17 protein-coding genes and 1 other RNA gene are annotated in these 18,087 nt (G+C 42.8%); 9 read left to right on the top strand and 9 right to left on the bottom strand.

Annotated elements, in window-relative coordinates; translation table 11 throughout:
• Nucleotides 1–66 precede the first annotated feature (66 nt).
• Nucleotides 67–504 carry a type IV pilin protein gene (locus OCV50_RS03220; RefSeq protein ID WP_315974640.1) on the top strand — a complete coding sequence of 146 codons (438 nt, stop codon included), beginning with the start codon at nucleotides 67–69 and terminating at the stop codon, nucleotides 502–504.
• 153 nt (nucleotides 505–657) lie between these two features.
• Here the strand turns inward: OCV50_RS03220 and dnaJ are convergent, their stop codons facing one another.
• The 5 genes from dnaJ to grpE form a co-directional block, all read right to left on the bottom strand.
• On the bottom strand, nucleotides 658–1,803 hold the full coding sequence (gene dnaJ, locus OCV50_RS03215) for a molecular chaperone DnaJ (protein WP_032551376.1): 1,146 nt from the start codon (nucleotides 1,801–1,803) through the stop codon (nucleotides 658–660).
• Between the two features lie 363 nt (nucleotides 1,804–2,166).
• Nucleotides 2,167–4,080, bottom strand: coding sequence for a molecular chaperone DnaK (dnaK, locus tag OCV50_RS03210; RefSeq protein ID WP_239842395.1), 1,914 nt, complete (start codon nucleotides 4,078–4,080; stop codon nucleotides 2,167–2,169).
• Between the two features lie 362 nt (nucleotides 4,081–4,442).
• Nucleotides 4,443–5,480 (bottom strand): polysaccharide lyase family 7 protein, encoded by a 1,038-nt coding sequence (locus OCV50_RS03205; protein ID WP_261903687.1) that lies wholly within the window; start codon nucleotides 5,478–5,480, stop codon nucleotides 4,443–4,445.
• A 227-nt stretch (nucleotides 5,481–5,707) separates the two neighbouring features.
• Complete coding sequence (locus tag OCV50_RS03200) at nucleotides 5,708–6,982, bottom strand: dicarboxylate/amino acid:cation symporter (RefSeq protein ID WP_239842393.1); 1,275 nt, start codon at nucleotides 6,980–6,982, stop codon at nucleotides 5,708–5,710.
• A gap of 323 nt (nucleotides 6,983–7,305) precedes the next feature.
• Nucleotides 7,306–7,887: a nucleotide exchange factor GrpE gene (gene grpE / locus OCV50_RS03195; protein ID WP_032551370.1), complete on the bottom strand. Its 582-nt coding sequence runs from the start codon at nucleotides 7,885–7,887 to the stop codon at nucleotides 7,306–7,308.
• A gap of 143 nt (nucleotides 7,888–8,030) precedes the next feature.
• On the opposite strand from grpE, the gene nadK reads away from it, so the two are divergent.
• The 3 genes from nadK to bamE all read left to right on the top strand — a co-directional run bounded on the left by nadK (nucleotide 8,031) and on the right by bamE (nucleotide 11,395).
• Entirely contained in the window at nucleotides 8,031–8,915 is an 885-nt protein-coding gene (nadK, locus tag OCV50_RS03190; protein ID WP_032551369.1) for an NAD(+) kinase, read from the top strand.
• 288 nt (nucleotides 8,916–9,203) lie between these two features.
• A complete protein-coding gene (gene recN, locus OCV50_RS03185; RefSeq protein WP_261903686.1) occupies nucleotides 9,204–10,868 on the top strand; it encodes a DNA repair protein RecN in 1,665 nt (554 codons plus the stop codon).
• Between the two features lie 167 nt (nucleotides 10,869–11,035).
• Complete coding sequence (gene bamE, locus OCV50_RS03180) at nucleotides 11,036–11,395, top strand: outer membrane protein assembly factor BamE (protein ID WP_239842391.1); 360 nt, start codon at nucleotides 11,036–11,038, stop codon at nucleotides 11,393–11,395.
• Nucleotides 11,396–11,474: 79 nt separating this feature from the next.
• Here bamE and OCV50_RS03175 read toward each other — a convergent pair whose 3' ends face one another.
• Nucleotides 11,475–11,783: an RnfH family protein gene (locus tag OCV50_RS03175; protein WP_032551365.1), complete on the bottom strand. Its 309-nt coding sequence runs from the start codon at nucleotides 11,781–11,783 to the stop codon at nucleotides 11,475–11,477.
• A gap of 2 nt (nucleotides 11,784–11,785) precedes the next feature.
• Nucleotides 11,786–12,214, bottom strand: coding sequence for an SRPBCC family protein (locus OCV50_RS03170; protein WP_032551364.1), 429 nt, complete (start codon nucleotides 12,212–12,214; stop codon nucleotides 11,786–11,788).
• Nucleotides 12,215–12,332: 118 nt separating this feature from the next.
• Between OCV50_RS03170 and smpB the strand changes: the two genes are divergently transcribed.
• The 5 genes from smpB to OCV50_RS03145 all read left to right on the top strand — a co-directional run bounded on the left by smpB (nucleotide 12,333) and on the right by OCV50_RS03145 (nucleotide 16,755).
• Complete coding sequence (gene smpB / locus OCV50_RS03165; RefSeq protein WP_032551363.1) at nucleotides 12,333–12,818, top strand: SsrA-binding protein SmpB; 486 nt, start codon at nucleotides 12,333–12,335, stop codon at nucleotides 12,816–12,818.
• 67 nt (nucleotides 12,819–12,885) lie between these two features.
• Nucleotides 12,886–13,252: a transfer-messenger RNA gene (gene ssrA / locus OCV50_RS03160) on the top strand.
• Nucleotides 13,253–13,437: 185 nt separating this feature from the next.
• The gene (locus OCV50_RS03155) at nucleotides 13,438–14,652 is read left to right on the top strand and encodes an integrase domain-containing protein (protein ID WP_053409596.1); all 1,215 of its coding nucleotides are present in this window, start codon (nucleotides 13,438–13,440) and stop codon (nucleotides 14,650–14,652) included.
• A gap of 518 nt (nucleotides 14,653–15,170) precedes the next feature.
• Nucleotides 15,171–16,019, top strand: coding sequence for an EAL domain-containing protein (locus tag OCV50_RS03150; RefSeq protein WP_261903685.1), 849 nt, complete (start codon nucleotides 15,171–15,173; stop codon nucleotides 16,017–16,019).
• Nucleotides 16,012–16,755, top strand: coding sequence for a helix-turn-helix transcriptional regulator (locus OCV50_RS03145; protein ID WP_032551361.1), 744 nt, complete (start codon nucleotides 16,012–16,014; stop codon nucleotides 16,753–16,755). Before OCV50_RS03150 ends, OCV50_RS03145 begins: the two co-directional genes overlap by 8 nt.
• Nucleotides 16,756–16,891: 136 nt before the next feature.
• Here OCV50_RS03145 and OCV50_RS03140 read toward each other — a convergent pair whose 3' ends face one another.
• Nucleotides 16,892–17,737 carry a hypothetical protein gene (locus tag OCV50_RS03140; protein WP_032551360.1) on the bottom strand — a complete coding sequence of 282 codons (846 nt, stop codon included), beginning with the start codon at nucleotides 17,735–17,737 and terminating at the stop codon, nucleotides 16,892–16,894.
• Nucleotides 17,734–18,006 carry a helix-turn-helix transcriptional regulator gene (locus OCV50_RS03135; RefSeq protein ID WP_235201711.1) on the bottom strand — a complete coding sequence of 91 codons (273 nt, stop codon included), beginning with the start codon at nucleotides 18,004–18,006 and terminating at the stop codon, nucleotides 17,734–17,736. The genes OCV50_RS03140 and OCV50_RS03135 overlap by 4 nt, the downstream gene beginning before the upstream one ends.
• Nucleotides 18,007–18,087: the final 81 nt, after the last annotated feature.

Below are 18,087 nucleotides of genomic sequence, written 5' to 3'. Positions count from 1 at the left end.
TTTAATCTTGCACCGATGCTATCACCAGAGAAAAATAGCCTGACTAGTGAAAAGGAAGTCCTCGTGATGATTCGAAAAAATATATGCAACAGCAACAACATACGTGTACAAGGAATGACATTGATCGAGTTATTGATTGTGGTTGCCATCATCGGAATCTTGGGCGCGATCGCCTACCCTAGTTACACCAATCATGTTTTAGCGGGTCACCGAGCCAGCGCTCTCGCCGACATTGCTCGTATTCAGCTAGAGCTTGAGGCGAGTTACGACAACGGTTATGACTGGAGTAATGTTATCTCAGGCAGTCACTGTCTAATCTGCGATACCGACAGTTCACGATTTTCATTCAGTGTTGCCAATTCAGCTTCAGCGGCTTATACCATTACAGCAACCCCAGCGTCTGATGCTGGGCAAGACAAAGACGATTGTTTTGATGGAGAAGAACCCAAAATACTCACCCTAAACAATGCCAATGTTGAGTACCCTGAAGCTTGTTGGATGTAACGAAGATATTGGATGAAAAATAACGAAGGTTTTCAGGAAAAGAGGAAACTCGATAAACCAAATTTGAGAGACAAAAAAGCCTGCTACATGAGCAGGCTTTTGTTAATTTTTTAAAACTTCAGGCATCAACAGCCAAAAGTATCAATAACCTAATTACTTAGTTAGGTCATCGAAGAAGTTTTTAACACCGCTGAAGAAACCTTCAGACTTTGGCTTATGCTTGCTTGCCGCCTCGCCACCACACGTCTCTTCAAACTCACGTAGAAGTTCTTTTTGACGAGAGCTTAGCTTAACTGGCGTCTCAACCACTAGCTTAACGATTAGGTCACCCACACCGCCGCCACGAACGCCTTTCACGCCCTTGCCACGCATACGGAACATACGGCCCGTTTGTGTCTCTTCAGGCACCTTAAGGTTTACTCGGCCATCCAAAGTAGGAACTTCAACTTCGCCGCCTAGAGCAGCCATAGAGAAGCTTACTGGTACTTCGCAGTAAAGGTTGTTGCCGTCACGTTCGAAGATGTTGTGCTCTTTTACGTGAACTTGTACGTACAGATCGCCAGCTGGAGCGCCTTGCTCTCCCGCTTCACCTTCGCCAGATAGACGAATGCGATCGCCAGTATCAACACCTGCAGGGATCTTAACGTTAAGTGTTTTCGTCTTCTGCTTACGGCCTTGACCATGACAAGAGTTACATGGGTCTTTGATGATCTTGCCTTTACCGTTACAAGTAGGACAAGTTTGTTGAACAGCAAAGAAGCCTTGACGCATTTGAACTTGGCCATGGCCATGACAAGTGCCACAAGTTTGCGCAGAAGAACCTTTCTTCGCACCGCTGCCGTCACAAGTATCACACTCAACGAGAGTCGGTACTTCGATCTCTTTCGATACACCACGAACTGCTTCTTCTAGAGTCAGTTCCATGTTGTAACGTAGGTCTGAACCACGTTGTGCACGTTGTTGACCGCCGCCACGACGACCACCACCGAAGATATCGCCAAACACATCACCAAAGATGTCACCGAAATCACCATGACCGCCGCCGAAGCCGCCGCCACCGCCCATACCGCCTTGTTCAAAGGCTGCGTGACCATATTGGTCGTAAGCGGCTTTCTTTTGAGAATCGGTAAGGATCTCATACGCTACTTTTACTTCTTTAAACTTTTCTGCTGCGCTTTCATCACCCTGGTTACGGTCAGGGTGGAACTTCATTGCTAAGCGTTTGTACGCCTTTTTAATATCGCGCTCTGATGCATCACGGCTAACGCCTAATACTTCGTAAAAATCACGTTTTGACATGTTCTAAGTCACCAAATTTATTGCCACTACCAAATTACTTCTTTCAGTAGCTTGTGTATCAATCTAGATAAAGGTTCGAGATTCGAGATTCGAGATTCGAGATTCGAGATTCGAGATTCGAGATTCGAGATTCGAGATTCGAGATTCGAGATTCGAGATTCGAGATTCGAGATTCGAGAGCCATTATCTAGATTGACAGCCTAAATACAAATTTACGGGCGTAAGAGTTACCTCTGACGCCCGTATTAATAAGTCTTCGAGACAAATTTCTAAGCAGATAGCTTGAGTTCTAGGAGGAAGCGCGCAGCCTACGCTAGTAGGTGAGCACTTCCGACAACGAAATCAGGCTACTCTGCGACGAAATTATTTCTTGTCGTCTTTAACTTCTTCGAATTCTGCGTCAACAACGTCGTCGTCTTGCTTAGGTTGCTCACCTGCTTCAGCGCCAGCTTGTTGAGCTTGAGCTTGCTGTTGAGCGATTTCCATTAGCTTCTGAGCTGCTTGCATAAGTTCTTGAACTTTAGCGTCGATAGCTTCTTTGTCGTTACCAGACTTAACTTCTTCTAGTGCCGCGATAGCTGCTTCGATCTTCTCTTTCTCGTCTGCAGGTAGAGCTTCACCAGCTTCTTCTACTTGCTTCTTAGTGCCGTGAATCATCTGGTCAGCTTGGTTACGTGCAGTTACTAGCTCTTCGAACTTCTTGTCCGCTTCTTTGTTAGCTTCTGCTTCTTGTACCATTGCTTCGATCTCTTCCTCAGACAGACCGCCTGAAGCTTGGATAGTGATCTTCTGCTCTTTACCAGTCGCTTTATCTTTCGCAGATACGTTTAGGATACCGTCAGCATCTAGGTCGAAAGTTACTTCGATTTGTGGCATACCACGTGGTGCTGGTTGGATACCTTCTAGGTTGAACTGACCAAGAGACTTGTTGTAAGTCGCTTGCTTACGCTCACCTTGTAGTACGTGGATAGTTACCGCGCTTTGGTTGTCTTCAGCTGTAGAGAACACTTGATCCGCTTTTGTAGGGATAGTTGTGTTTTTCTCGATTAGCTTAGTCATTACGCCGCCCATCGTTTCGATACCGAAAGATAGAGGAGTAACGTCTAGAAGTAGTACGTCTTTAACGTCACCAGCTAGTACACCACCTTGAACTGCAGCACCCATTGCTACTGCTTCGTCAGGGTTTACGTCTTTACGAGCTTCTTTACCGAAGAACTCAGCAACTTTAGCTTGAACCATAGGCATACGAGTTTGACCACCAACTAGGATAACGTCAGTGATTTCGCCTACAGATAGGTCAGCATCCGCTAGAGCAACTTTTAGAGGCTCAAGAGAACGTTGTACTAGGTCTTCAACTAGAGACTCAAGCTTCGCACGAGTCACTTTGATGTTCATGTGCTTAGGACCAGTCGCATCAGCAGTAACGTAAGGTAGGTTTACGTCAGTTTGAGTAGTAGAAGAAAGCTCGATTTTCGCTTTTTCTGCTGCTTCTTTAACACGCTGCATTGCTAGTGGATCAGTCTTAAGATCGATGCCTTGCTCTTTCTTGAACTCGTCTACTAGGTAGTTGATCATGCGGTTATCGAAGTCTTCACCACCTAGGTGAGTGTCACCGTTAGTAGAAAGAACTTCAAATGTCTTCTCGCCTTCAACTTCGTCGATCTCGATGATAGAGATATCGAAAGTACCACCACCAAGGTCGTATACTGCGATAGTGCGATCGCCACCTTGCTTGTCTAGACCGTAAGCTAGAGCAGCAGCAGTTGGTTCGTTGATGATACGCTTAACGTCTAGACCAGCGATACGGCCAGCATCTTTAGTTGCTTGACGTTGTGCATCATTGAAGTAAGCAGGAACAGTTACAACAGCGCCAGTTACTTCTTCACCTAGGAAGTCTTCAGCTGTTTTCTTCATCTTCTTAAGTACTTCAGCAGATACTTGAGGAGCAGCCATTTTTTGGCCTTGCGCTTCTACCCATGCATCACCGTTGTCAGCCTTAACAATGTTGAAAGGCATGATTTCGATATCGCGTTGTACTTCTTCATCTTCAAAACGACGACCGATTAGACGCTTGATAGCGAATAGTGTGTTTTGAGGGTTAGTAACAGCTTGACGTTTTGCAGGTTGACCAACTAGCGTCTCGCCTTCTGTGTATGCGATTACTGACGCAGTTGTGCGTTCGCCTTCCGCATTCTCGATTACGCGTGGTTTGTCGCCGTCAAGAACAGCAACACAAGAGTTAGTAGTACCTAAATCAATACCAATGATTTTACCCATCAGGCTATCTCCGAAATATATTCTATTTAGTTTTTGCTATACCCACATATGTGGGGGTGGTAATCAGGGATTCAACCCCGATACACAAAATTAAAGTGCAAATGTTTTTTGCTTTCGTATGCCCAATAGATAAGGGCAGCAAAACACTTTTCAAGGGAAATAAAGAAAAAAAACTCATTTTTCCTTCTTTATTACTGAGGGCGGGTGGATATTGGCTACTTAATCAACGATTAAGCACTGATTGAACAGAAGGTCTCATGGTGAATCATCGTCACTCACTCTTCAATAATGCCGTTTTGCAATACTGTAAAAAGCAAAAGGCCCTCATTTGAGGGCCTTACATAAAACACGGGATGTGACGATTACTGGTTCAGAACCAACTGGTAGAAGCTGGTTTTGGTGTAGTCACCTGCATCCATACCACGCCACTCACACGCCGAGCTCGACTTCTTCGTATTACACTGATTGTATGCACCCGCTTTGAAGTACATCCAATCTTGACCGTAGCCTAAGTCAACCTCATGACCTTGGTAGTTACCGGCAGCGAGATCCACCTCATAGGTTTTCACCACTGGTGAATCCGAGTTCGGGTTTTTAGTAAAGGTTAGGTGCATGATCGTATCTTTGATATCAACATCGTAAGAAAAGACTTCACCAAGCTTAATGCCATCAACCGGGTCCGCACTGCCCTTCTTCAGGTTATATTTACCAAACACATCATGACGAATATCTTTGCGTAGCTTCTTGCCGTTATCATCCTTGGCATTTTGCAGCTCAGGCGTAGGGTTAAGTTCATAGTTCCACGTTAGAGAACCATGCTCATGCTCTGGTAATTTACGGTAAACAATCTTCAATGGTTCGTTATCTGAGCCATGAATCTGACCAATCACCACAGAAAACGCACCTGTCTTCTTGTAGTTACCACTTGTACTCACTTGATCGACCGACAGTGTCGCCGTCATCTGGCCGCCAATCGAGCCATAATCTTTCGCATTGCTGTGGCTCGATACTACAAAGTTGTTGTCTGGCGCAGCGTAGTCATCGCCTAGCATCGCACGCAATTCACTTCGAGTATTTTTACTATTAGGTGTGGTTGGTGCTGTATTTGGAGCAACAAACACCATCGCACCGGTTTCTTTGTCTGTGTAGAACCATTCAGGGTGAACATAAGGCGTTTCTACATTAGCAAGCTCAGTTTTGGCGATCTCTAAGGTTTTACCTTTACGCGGTCCCTCAGTTGTCAGCTCAGGTAGATTGATCTTCCACTTAGATAGGTCAAAGTTTTGCGCAGGTGCTTTCGCCGGATCAAGGTTGAATTGGCTTGCCATATCATTATCGGCGGCAAGAGCAGGTGTCGCTAAAACAGCAGCGGTAATTAAGCTAAGGTAGGACAACTTCATTTTATTTTCCTTAATGTCGTCTGAATGTAGGTTGCCAAAGAATATAAAATACTATTGTATTATTATATGTGATCAGTCTTAGATATTTGCAGAGACACTCTAGAATTTCATGTTGCTACTCACAAAACCGACTAACGCTTACCTAGACCTCACTGTTTTTCTCTAACACAAACGAAAAAAGCGAGGCTCTAGGCCTCGCTTTTAGGATTCAGTTTTGAGTTTCCTGATTAAGCTTCTGCTTTATTCAGTTCAACTTCTTTATCTGCTTCTACACCGATTTCGTCTTCAGACTTAGCAACAATTGTGTTTACTGCTGTGTCACCAACTACGTTAGAAGAAGTACAGAACATGTCACAGATACGGTCAACAGCTGCAACGATTGCTAGACCCTCTGGTGGTAGACCTAGTTGGTGCAATAGAACACCTACCATTACTACACCGCCACCTGGAACACCACCAGCACCGATAGACAGTAGTAGGATAGTTAGACCTAGAGTGAAGATATCAGCAGTGTTGATTGGCTGACCAAATGCGTTTGCTACGAACATAGTCGCTAATGCGATGTAGATAGATACACCAGACATGTTCATTGTTGCACCTAGTGGTACACCAAAGCCTGCTACAGATTTAGAAACATTCAGTTTCTCTGTAAGAGTGCGCATTGTTACTGGGATTGTCGCATTCGAACTTGCAGTAGATAGTGAGAAAAGAATCTGCTCACGAGTTGCACGTAGGAATTGTTTTGGCGAAATACCTGTGAACGCACCAACCATTGCTGGGTAGAAGAAGAAGATCCAGAACACTAGCATTGCAACAACAAGTGCTACATAACCTGCTACTGACATTAGCGTGTTTGCGTCAAGCGTTGCACCCAGTTGAATCATTAGCGCGAATACACCGTATGGCGCTAGGCTCATTACTAGGCCGATAAGCTTCATCATGATTTCGTTAGCCATCTTGAACGTCTTGATAGCTGGGCCACCACGAGAATCAAGCGCTTGAATAGCAAGACCCGTTAGAATCGCCATGAAGATGATTTGAAGCATGTCGCCGCTTGCGAACGCTTGTACTGGGTTGCTAGGAACAATGTTCACAACCAGAGAGAAGATGTCTGGTGTTTCAGTTGTTGTTAGAGCAATCGTCTCAGAAACCGTACCCGCTAGGCTAGCACCCGCACCCGGTTGGAAGATCAAACCGATAGTTAGTGCAGCCGAAATCGCGATGATGGTGTTGATAATGTAAAGAGCAAAGGTTTTACCACCAAGACGACCAAATGAACGGATATCTTTCAGTTCAACGATACCGCAAACGATAGATACGTAAACAAGTGGAACAACAAGAAGTTTAATTAGTGAAACGAACATACCACCAGCGCCTTCCGCAGCACCAAGTAGGTAAGTATCAAAGATCGCAATACCGCTGAGTAGGTACTGAATTGCAGTACCGATAAGTAGGCCGGCAAACAAACCTACAAATATTTTACTTGAGAGCGATTTATCCATCGTTTATCTCCAGTCTGTTATGTTTGAAAAATGTACTTTTATAGTTATATATACGAGTGATATCTCGATATGGCCGGAGATTTTACATATCAAGATAACAATTGAAAGCATTATTTCACAAATTAATTACAAATGTGACATCAGAGCAATTATTTAAAAACAACTAGTTTCATAAAATATTACACTAAACAGCTGAAATCACTAAAATAAAAAGAACGACATACTTAAAGCATTTTTTTTGCTTATTTATTGGCCTTCCGCTGTTTTAAACACAAAAAAAGAGAGGCCGAAGCCTCTCTTAGTATTTCACATGGTTCAGTGATTTATTTTGAAACCATAACCATTGCTGGACGAATCACACGGCCGTTAAGCTCGTAGCCTTTCTGCATCACGAACATGACTGTGTTTGGCTCGTGATCTGGGCTCTCTTGAATCGACATTGCTTGGTGAAGCTCAGGGTTAAACGCTTCGCCTTCAGGGTTGATCTCTTTAAGACCAAACTTAGCTACCACGTCTACAAACGTTTTATGAGTCAGCTCAACACCTTCAAACAGAGGCTTAACTACTTCGTTGTCAGCGTCTGCTGCTTGCATTGCACGCTCTAGGTTATCGATAACTGGTAGCAGCTCTTCAGCAAACTTGTTTAGAGCAAATTTACGCGCTTTGTCGATCTCTTGCTCAGTACGGCGGCGCATGTTTTCTACTTCAGCTTTCGCACGTAGAACAGAATCTTGCTGCTCTTTTACTTTCGCTTCGCTCGACAACAAAGCTGCTTCTAGTTGAGCGATCTTTGCTTCTTGTTCGTCAGCAGCTTCTTCAGTTTGCGCTTCTGCTTCAACTTTCTCTGCCTCAGCAATGATCTGATCTAGCTCTTCTTCCGTTACTTTGTTTTCTTCGTTGCTCATGATATCTCCAGAATTCAGTTTTCTATGCCAGTGAGCGGCGTATTAGCGCCCAATTTGATATAAAACACTCGCATAGTCATTCAACTTGCCTTTATTATGGGGATGAAGAATTTTGATTCAAGCCTAATTCGTTTGGAAACCTTATGAAAAAGCCATTTGAAGTCATCGCCATCATTGGTAAACCTCGAGATCAACAAGCAATTCAGACTCATAGAGAGCTGTATCAGTGGTTAAGTGCTGAAGGCTATCAAGTGTTTGTTGATGACAGATTAGCCAGCATTTTAGACGACATCCCTAAAGAGCGATTCTCAAGCTTGGTCGAACTCGGTAAACGAGCGGATTTAGCCGTTGTTGTAGGTGGTGATGGCAACATGCTCGGCGCAGCGCGTATCTTGTCCCGATTCGATATCTCAGTGATCGGTGTAAACCGTGGTAACCTCGGCTTTTTGACCGATCTTAATCCTGAAAATTTCCAATCAGCGTTAACTGATGTGCTTAATGGTGAGTTCATGGAGGAAGAGCGCTTCCTACTTGAAACCGAGATCCATCGTCATGGTCAAATAAAAAGTCACAATGCAGCGCTTAACGAAGCGGTACTTCACCCAGGTCAAGTCGCTCACATGATCGAATTCGAAGTCTACATTGATGACAGCTTCGCCTTCTCGCAGCGTTCAGACGGTTTGATTGTCTCTACACCGACTGGCTCTACCGCCTATTCACTCTCTGGTGGCGGCCCGATCTTGTCTTCTAGCCTGAATGCAATCTCACTCGTGCCGATGTTCCCGCACACATTATCGAGCCGACCTTTGGTGGTTGATGGCAAACGCCACATCAAACTGATTGTCTCTCCAGATAATCGTGGCACTCAAGAAGTAAGCTGTGACGGTCAAATATCACTCCCTGTTTCGCCGGGCGACGAAATCCACATCTACCAAAGCCCAAACGTGCTCAAGCTGATCCACCCTAAGGATTACAGCTACTATCACGTCCTAAGAAACAAGCTTGGTTGGTCGAGTAAGTTGTTCTAGGTACACAACGAATAAATTTTGAAAGGTTGGCAACATGCCAGCCTTTTTTATTGCCTGAAACCCTAACGCTCCCTGCCCTCCAAACCGTATTCGTAGCGTCATTCCAGAACTGAGCGACGAAGTGTCTGGAATCTCTTTTCGCAAATAGACATCAATATCAGTTACCTACAAACGAAGCTTGATTTGATCGATCTCACAAAAAATATTCACCTGCTTACTTTACTGTATAAAGAAACAGTATATACTGAGCTTATATACAGTATTGTTCAGTTATACAGGTAAATAAAAATGCTGGCTCATCTAAGTGTTAATAATTTCGCTATTGTTAAGTCTTTACAGCTAGAACTTTCTAAAGGCATGACAACCATCACCGGTGAAACTGGTGCGGGTAAATCTATTGCTATTGACGCGTTGGGCTTATGCCTTGGTGGTCGAGCTGACGCAGGCATGGTGCGACAAGGTGAAGAGAAAACCGAAGTCAGCGCCGCATTTTTACTGGATAACAACTTACATGCGACTCGTTGGCTAGAAGATAACGAGCTACTGGATGGCAGCGAATGTATTCTTCGCCGTACCATCTCGAAAGAAGGCCGTTCGCGAGCCTTCATTAATGGCAGCCCTGTTCCACTCTCACAACTAAAATCATTAGGGCAGCTGCTTATTAATATCCATGGTCAGCATGCACACCATCAACTGATGAAAAGCGACTACCAAATGGCAATGCTTGACCAATATGCAGGCCACCTAAACCTGCTGAAGTCGACTCGCAACGCATACCAAACTTGGCGCCACGCAGACAACCACCTAAAAGAGTTGCGTGACAACAGCCAACAGAACCAAGCACAGAAACAGTTGCTTGAGTACCAAATTAAAGAGCTGAACGAGCTCTCACTTGGGGAGGAAGAATATGAAGAGCTTGAACAAGAGCACAAACGCCTATCCAACAGTGGTGAGCTTGCATCAACCTGTCAGCAAGCTATCGAGCTTATTTACGAAGGTGAAGAAGTTAATGCGCTTGGTATTCTGCAATCGGCCAATCACTCCCTAATTCAGTTAGCGGAACTGGATGAAAGACTGGCTGAGTTACCGAACATGCTCTCTGAAGCCATCATCCAAATTGAAGAGACCAACAGCGAGCTAAGAACTTACCTTGATAGCATCGATGTCGACCCTGGCCGTATGGCATTTGTAGAAGAGCGCTTCTCAAAAGTCATGTCGATGTCACGCAAGCATCATGTATTACCAGAAGAGCTTTACAAGCATCATCAAGATCTTCTACAACAGATCGAAGCGTTGGATTGTTCTGATGAAAAACTTGATGAGCTAGCGAATGAAGTGGAACAGCACTACCAAGGTTTTGTTGCGAAAGCCGAGAAACTGCATAAGTCTCGCGTTCGTTACGCCAAAGAGCTGAACAAACTGATCACGCAAAGCATGCATGAACTCAGTATGGAAAAAGCGCAGTTCGCGATTGAGGTAAACAACACCAATACTCACCCATCGCCACTGGGCATGGACAACGTGACCTTTATTGTTTCTACCAACCCGGGGCAACCAATGCAGCCAATTGCCAAAGTGGCCTCTGGTGGTGAGCTGTCGCGTATCTCACTCGCGATTCAGGTAATCACCGCTCAGAAAGTCGATACCCCTAGCCTGATCTTCGATGAAGTGGATGTTGGTATCAGTGGTCCAACGGCTGCTGTCGTTGGAAAAATGCTGCGTACTCTGGGCGAATCGACACAAGTCATGTGTGTGACTCACTTGCCTCAAGTGGCAGGTTGTGGTCACCAACAATTGTTCGTTGCTAAAAGCACCAAAGCAGGCAAAACAGAGACGCAAATGCACACACTTGATGAGCAACAACGTATTTCTGAGCTTGCAAGATTGCTTGGTGGCAGCCAGATCACCGATTCAACGCTGGCCAACGCAAAAGAGCTGTTAATCGCCGCTTAGATTAAACTTTCGCCAAATACCTGATAGTTTTCTGAAAAAGATTAGCAATTTTGCAACTTATTTCAAAATTGCCAGTCATATTAAGTTCAAAGCGCAAGGAGCTTTTTACTTCTTGCTGGAGCTTGTTTATTATCAGGCAGTATTTTAGCGAAGAAAGATCTCAGACTATGCGAATTAAGAAGTGGTTAGTTGCAGTTCCACTTGCACTAACAATGTTGACCGGTTGTTCTCTATTAGAAAAGTTGGTTTATCGAATTGACATCAACCAGGGTAACTACGTTGAACAAGAAGCAGTCGACCAACTGAAATTTGGTATGACTAAGACACAAGTTCGTTACGTTATGGGCTCACCAATGCTGATCGAAAACGGCTACCCAGATACTTGGTACTACATTTACCATCACCAAAAAGGTCACGAAGACCCGATCCAGAAAAACCTCGTGGTTAACTTTGACGCGACAGGCACACTGGTAAGCATCAACGGTGACTTTGAAGCGAGTGATGAGTTTTTCGAAAGCCTTCGATAAAACCGCTAAATGCACAACCCGCCAGATACTAAAAAGCCTGCAACGATGCAGGCTTTTTGCTATTTGAACGTATAACGATTTACTTAGTCGCTGCCGCTTTTGCTTGCTCGGCACGCTTACGACGAATCTCTTTCGGATCAGCTAGAAGTGCGCGGTAAATTTCAATGCGGTCTTTGTCGCGAACTGTGGCATCCAGTTTCACGTTACGGCTGTATACACCGACCTTATTCTTAGATAGGTCGATTTCAGGATAAAGCTCAAGCACGCCAGATTGGCCGATGATCTCTTCTACTGTCGCGTTCTTGTTCACCACCAGTGTAAATACGCGCTGCTCATGTGGCAGAGCGTAAACCACTTCAACGTGGATCATGTCTGATTCAATGCTCATGCTTAGTACACCTGCTTCGCACGCTGAGTAAACGCGTTCACCATATTGCTGGTGAGTTCATTGAAGATCTTGCCAAAAGCCATTTCAATCATGCGGCTAGAGAATTCAAACTCAAGCTTTAATTCAACTTTGCACGCTTGATCGTCCAAAGGCGTAAAGTACCAACCGCCCTGCAGCTTCTTAAATGGGCCATCCACCAGCTCCATTAAAATCTCTGCACCTTCCGCGAGGCGATTCGATGTTGTAAATGTTTTGCTAATACCAGCTTTCGATACATCAACCGAAGCCACCATTGCTGAATCTGAAGATTCGATCACACGAGAACCAGAACAACCCGGCAAAAACTCAGGATAACGAGCAACATCATTGACCAAGTCAAACATCTGGTCAGCACTAAATGATACTAATGCTGAACGAGTAACCTTTGGCATATAGACTCCTGTTAAAGACAGCGTTACATTAAACAAACCACAATTTTAATGGTATTGAGCCAGAGCGCAAATAAAAAGGATTCCCCATCTTTCGCGCAATCCGTATAATGAGGCCATTATGGCAAAGAAAAAATCAAAATCAAAAGCGGGTAGTAATACCATTGCGCTAAATAAGAAAGCTCGCCACGAATATTTCATCGACGATGAGATTGAAGCGGGGCTTGAGCTACAAGGCTGGGAAGTAAAATCCCTACGTGAAGGCAAAACGAACATCGCAGAAAGCTACGTCTACATCAGAGACGGTGAAGCATTCATCAGTGGCATGACTATCACTCCACTAACACAAGCAAGTACGCACATTGTCGCGAACCCAACACGTGTCCGTAAACTCCTAATGTCGAGAAAAGAGCTCGACAACCTATTCGGTCGTATTAACCGTGAAGGCATGACGCTGGTTGCAACATCGCTATACTGGTCTCGCTCTTGGGCGAAAATCAAAATTGGCGTAGCAAAAGGTAAGAAACTGCACGACAAACGTACTGATATGAAAGAAAAAGATTGGGCTCGCGATAAAGCACGAATTATGAAGAGTAATTTGCGTTAATCTTGAGCACTTGAACTGCACAGTGCTAGACAGGCATGGCTTTTCTGGTACTATGCAAGAACACTTTGGGGCTGATTTAGGATTCGACAGGAATTTTGCAGTCTGAGGTGCATGCCGTGGGGCGGTTGGCCACGTAAAAAGCCGCAAAAAAATAGTCGCAAACGACGAAAACTACGCACTAGCAGCTTAATAACCTGCTCAGAGCTCTCTCGCCCTAGCTTCCGCACGTAAGACGGGGAATAACGAGAGATCAAACCCAAACGCGCTAGCCCGGATTTTCCCACCTGAGAGATGAACGGCGAATTATAATTCAGGTTAGCCTTTAACTAGCGTGTCGGTTCGCAGGTTACTGGTGAATTTAAAGATCGACTAAGCATGTAGTACCAATGATGAATAGTTTTTGGACGCGGGTTCAACTCCCGCCAGCTCCACCAAACGTTTGGAAAAGGCCACCTTCGGGTGGCCTTTTTTGTACCTAAAATATCAAAAATTCAATCACTTAGCTCACTCCCCTGTCTTATTCTGTCTCATCGCGTCTCATATCTGCTCACGTTTTTAGTACCCGCCCAGTTACCCTATACTCTCATCCAAGATATTTCGGGTACTAAATAGGTTTAAAATGGCAAGACCAGCAGTTCAACTGACAGATAAAAAAGTCAAAAGCACAAAACCAACTGGCAAAGAGCAATTGCTCAGTGATGGACGAGGCTTGCAGCTTAGAATAATGCCAAATGGAACTAAATCTTGGCGTTTCGTATACAAGAGTCCAGCAACAGGGAAACGCAGCAATATAACCTTAGGCAAGTACCCAGATCTATCAATAGCTAATGCACGGAAAATAACCGAAGGTCACCGTGAGCTAGTAGCACTAAGCATTGATCCAAAACACCACAAAAAAGAAGAAAAGGAAAAAGCCGACGCTATATATAAGCACACGTTATTCAATGTTTCACAGCAATGGATGGAGCAAAAGAAATCAACAGTTACCGAAGATTATGCGAAAGATATCTGGCGTTCACTTGAGCTACATGTTTTTCCTTCTTTGGGCTCACAACCTATCTCTATGGTTACAGCTCAGACTGTAATTCAAACTCTAAGGGTTGTAGAAGCCAAAGGTTCTTTAGAAACACTCAAACGATTATCTCAACGGCTAAATGAAGTCATGCTGTACGCTATGCACAGCGGCTTAATTAACGCCAATCCAATAAGCAATATTTTTGCTACTTTTAAAAAGCCTCAACAAGAGCATATGAAAGCGCTAGAGCCACACGAATTACCCGAATTGATGGCAACTTTAAGCGAAGCAAGTATCAAGCGTTCGACACGAAACCTTATCAAGTTTCAACTACATACAATGACCAGACCAAACGAAGCAGCTGGAGCCAAGTGGTCAGAATTCGATTTAGAAAGTCGAGTTTGGACAATACCTGCAGAAAGGATGAAAAAACGCAAAAAACACCGAATACCTCTAACGGACGAAGTCATCGTTCTATTAAATGTGATGAGCTCGATGAGAGTAAAGAGCGAATATGTTTTTCCGTCGGCAACAGATCCAAAAAAACCAATGCATAGTCAAACAGCTAATATGGCTCTAAAACGCATGGGGTTTGGAGGTCGGTTAGTTTCCCATGGTTTACGCTCCATAGCTAGCTCAACGCTCAATGCAGCTGGACACGACTACATTTTAATTGAATCAGCACTCGCTCACCTTATTGGTAACAAAACACATCGTGCATATAGCCGAACAGATTACCTAGAACGTAGAAGAGATCTTATGGCTTGGTGGAGCAAGCATATTGTTGATGCAACTCGAACAGGTATTGCGCTGAGCTAGCGCACTTTGAAATACAACAATTATCGTGATGCTAAAAAGAAATTTAGTTGCTTCTAAACAGCGAAGAACTGCTAAGTCATCGAACAGGAGTAAAAGAACTGACTTAGCCGTTAGAGTTGTAGATCAGCCTCAGGCGATAATGACATTAATTTTGACGACAACGTTTCAAAATGAACATCTGATAACTTTATATGTAGTGAAATACTGTTAAATATTAGCATCGGAAGGCTGAGTGAGAATCCGTTAGTTGATTAAGCGATCTCGAGCGAGAGCAATCAGTCTTTCTTTTCTAACCCTCCCAAGTAGAAACTGTTACTCGTCAATTTGGAAAAAAAATGTGACGCCCATAACAAATAGAGACCATTATCAAGCAAAAGGAAAAATTTTAACGCAATCTCTGAACCGAAATCACGTTTTGATCGTAACCGTCTAGCCCCTAACAAGATAGTAAATAAATGGCATGTCGTTTTGTTATTTCAATAGTTTCTTGTGCGTCAGGATTATGACGCCTATTAATAATGAAAATATCAACTCAATCTTTTGTAAGATCAACGCGCTTAGTAGACGAAAAAGTGATGCATATAGATGATACGGAAAACAACATCAATTCATTGAAGAATAATATGTACGAATATAACTACACGGACAGTGGAGTCATCGTAAGAAGCGATGCATCATTTGTTGAGCTTGAATTTTTGTTTCAACCAATAATCGACTTGAAGCAGAGACAAGTAAGGCATCTTGAGATCCTATCTAAAGTCTTGAGCGATTCCGGTGAGATTTGTTACAACGAAACGTTTTTCTCTGAAATTGATCAAGAGTTCATCAAAATGGTCGCGCTAGCTCAAATTAAGTTCTGTAGTGATCTAAAAGTCCATATCCCTATAACTGTTAATATGACTTTGTCATGTTTAAAGGATAGGTTTTTTTTGCAGAGCCTCTTAAATGAACGTGACGTTAACTTTGATATTGAAATTACAGATATCGACTGTGATGTAAATTGTGGCCGCTTGCAAAGTAGTATCAGATTATTAAAGCGCTCTGGTGTAGGATTGTTATTAGATGATTATTATCATAAAAACAATGTTGCAAACATATCACTAGGATTTATTGATTGGGATTACATCAAAATAGACAAGTCTTTCCTTCACCATAACTGCGACGACATTAATACAATAAACTATCTATTGAGAGTAATATCTCCTTACGCCAAGAAAGGTATTATTTTAGAAGGCGTCGAAACTTCTTATCAGCATGACGTTGTGAAGAACCTTAATGTTCTGGTTCAAGGATACTTTTATTCTCCTCCAGTGAGCTGGACACAGCTAAAAAGAAAGATGAACATAATGAATAAAGAACATGTTTAAGATAAGAAAGATAAGAGTAAATTTAAAAACAAAAGATACCGGAAGCTTTGTATCTAAGTCAAAACACATAATTAAACTTACTGATTTTTTCGGGGCTATCTCATACCCAGGATGCGTCATCGTGATCGAGGGTGAAGCTTTGATTCAGTTACCCTCAAATACATTAATAAATTTTTCGTTGAAAGAAGAGTTATCCGATGACTTTTCTTTATATTTAGTTATGTGTGATATGGATTATGATAGCTATACGTTTAAAAAAATGAAACCTTATATCGATTCGTTGATCCATGTTCAAAATGGCATTTTCGACCATACTGATTTTTTACACGAATTGATAAATAGAGATGCTTTTAGAACTCTAAAGAAATTTGATCTTAAAAGAACTGATTCTATATCTGAACGTATTCATCGTCTAATATCTAAAAAAATCCAACATCGTTGGACAGCAGAAGAAATATCCAAAAGTCTTAATATGTCAAAAGCTACACTTATGAGGAGGATATCTCAAGAAAAAACCACATTATCAGACTTGATACTTTCAGCAAGAATGAATAAAGCTGCGTATTTACTATTAAAGAAAAAACATCCTATAAAAAAGGTAGCTCACTTAACAGGTTTTTCTAGCGCATCTTACTTTTGCAAAAAATTTAAGGAAACATATGGAAATTCTCCCAAGCAATTTGTTAACTTAATGGACTATAAACAAAAAGAAACGCAGCGCGAGCGCGTCTATTAAGTCAAAAAATTTGAAATGAACATCTTGTGACTAGAACACAATTAATAGTCGACTAGTGTTGTATTGGTGTTTCTTAAAACTACCTATTTAAGCATTCGAGATAGGTGGTATTCGTGTAGTCAACAAAAATCGTAGATTACACTTTGGACTTCTTTAACCATGCTCTCGCATTCCATTGAAATGGCAACGTTCTTCTGTCTTGTTCATCTAACCAACAAAGTGATTCACAGAACATCAATTTGTTCAGCCGATACTTCTTAGTCAGATTCTTCCCCCAAAACGATTGATAATCGCGAACTTCAAAACAAGCCAACTTATGTAAATAACTCAATTGCTTGAGAGGATCTCTGAACTCCTGCTTCATAAATGGCCTAGCTTGTCTATTCTGCTTAATGTGCTTAGGGTGAAGCTTCGATAACCTCTCTCCTAGCCGCTCAATCGCTTCTTCGTTACCCGATTTACGCATAAGAACATGATAATGAGGTAACCATTTTTGTGGTGAATCATGAAAATCTAACTCGAACGCCCCCAATACCGGACCACTGATACCACATCTAGATAGTAACTTTCTCAATCTGTCCTTATCTTTAGGGATATCATAATTGACGAAGTCATATGCATCGACTCCACGCGAGTATTGAACAATAGTATAGATACCGTATTCAGCATCCAGTGCTTGCTCTTGGTCAAGCAAGATTGAAGCAATGATGTTGTTAACACGTTCTATTTTAAACAGACGATTGCATTTTTTACATGCCACACTCTTACACTGGTATAAACCTTCATTGCAAGACTCTAGCTTATCTGCCAACTCATGCAATTGACCACAACTGTATCTTTGACCACGACTTTGATAGACATGATCAGCCATTTTTCTGAGCAGCTTAATACGATAATCGTTCTCTAAATAGGCTTCGTACTCGCTCATTAACCAATCACACTCTTCTAATCTGATGCCAGCTAAGAATATGTCTAGTTTCATCTTCTCCATACCTCTTCGAGTAGCTTTTGTCCTTTATCTAATTGCGGTACTAGAAAAATACTTTGCCGCTCTTCAACCCAAGCATCTACTTCAGATTCTCTCCATGCCACTCGGTTTTTTGAGAGTCTATATGCACTTGGAAACTCTCCTGATTTCATCAAGCGATAGATCTGAGCTCGGCTGTAGGAAGTTCTCTCAAGCACTTCTCCAATTTTCATATATCTATCATTCGCCATGTCTTTTTTCTCTGCTTCAAATAATGGAGCCATCTTATCAAACGGAAAAAGGCACCTTGTGAGCCTCACAAAACCTGTGAGCCTCACAAAATAAAAACACTTAAAAAACATAAT

The organism is Vibrio fortis (genome assembly GCF_024347475.1).
GTDB classification, from domain to species: Bacteria; Pseudomonadota; Gammaproteobacteria; order Enterobacterales; family Vibrionaceae; genus Vibrio; species Vibrio fortis.
This window is presented reverse-complemented; position numbering and strand designations above follow the sequence as displayed.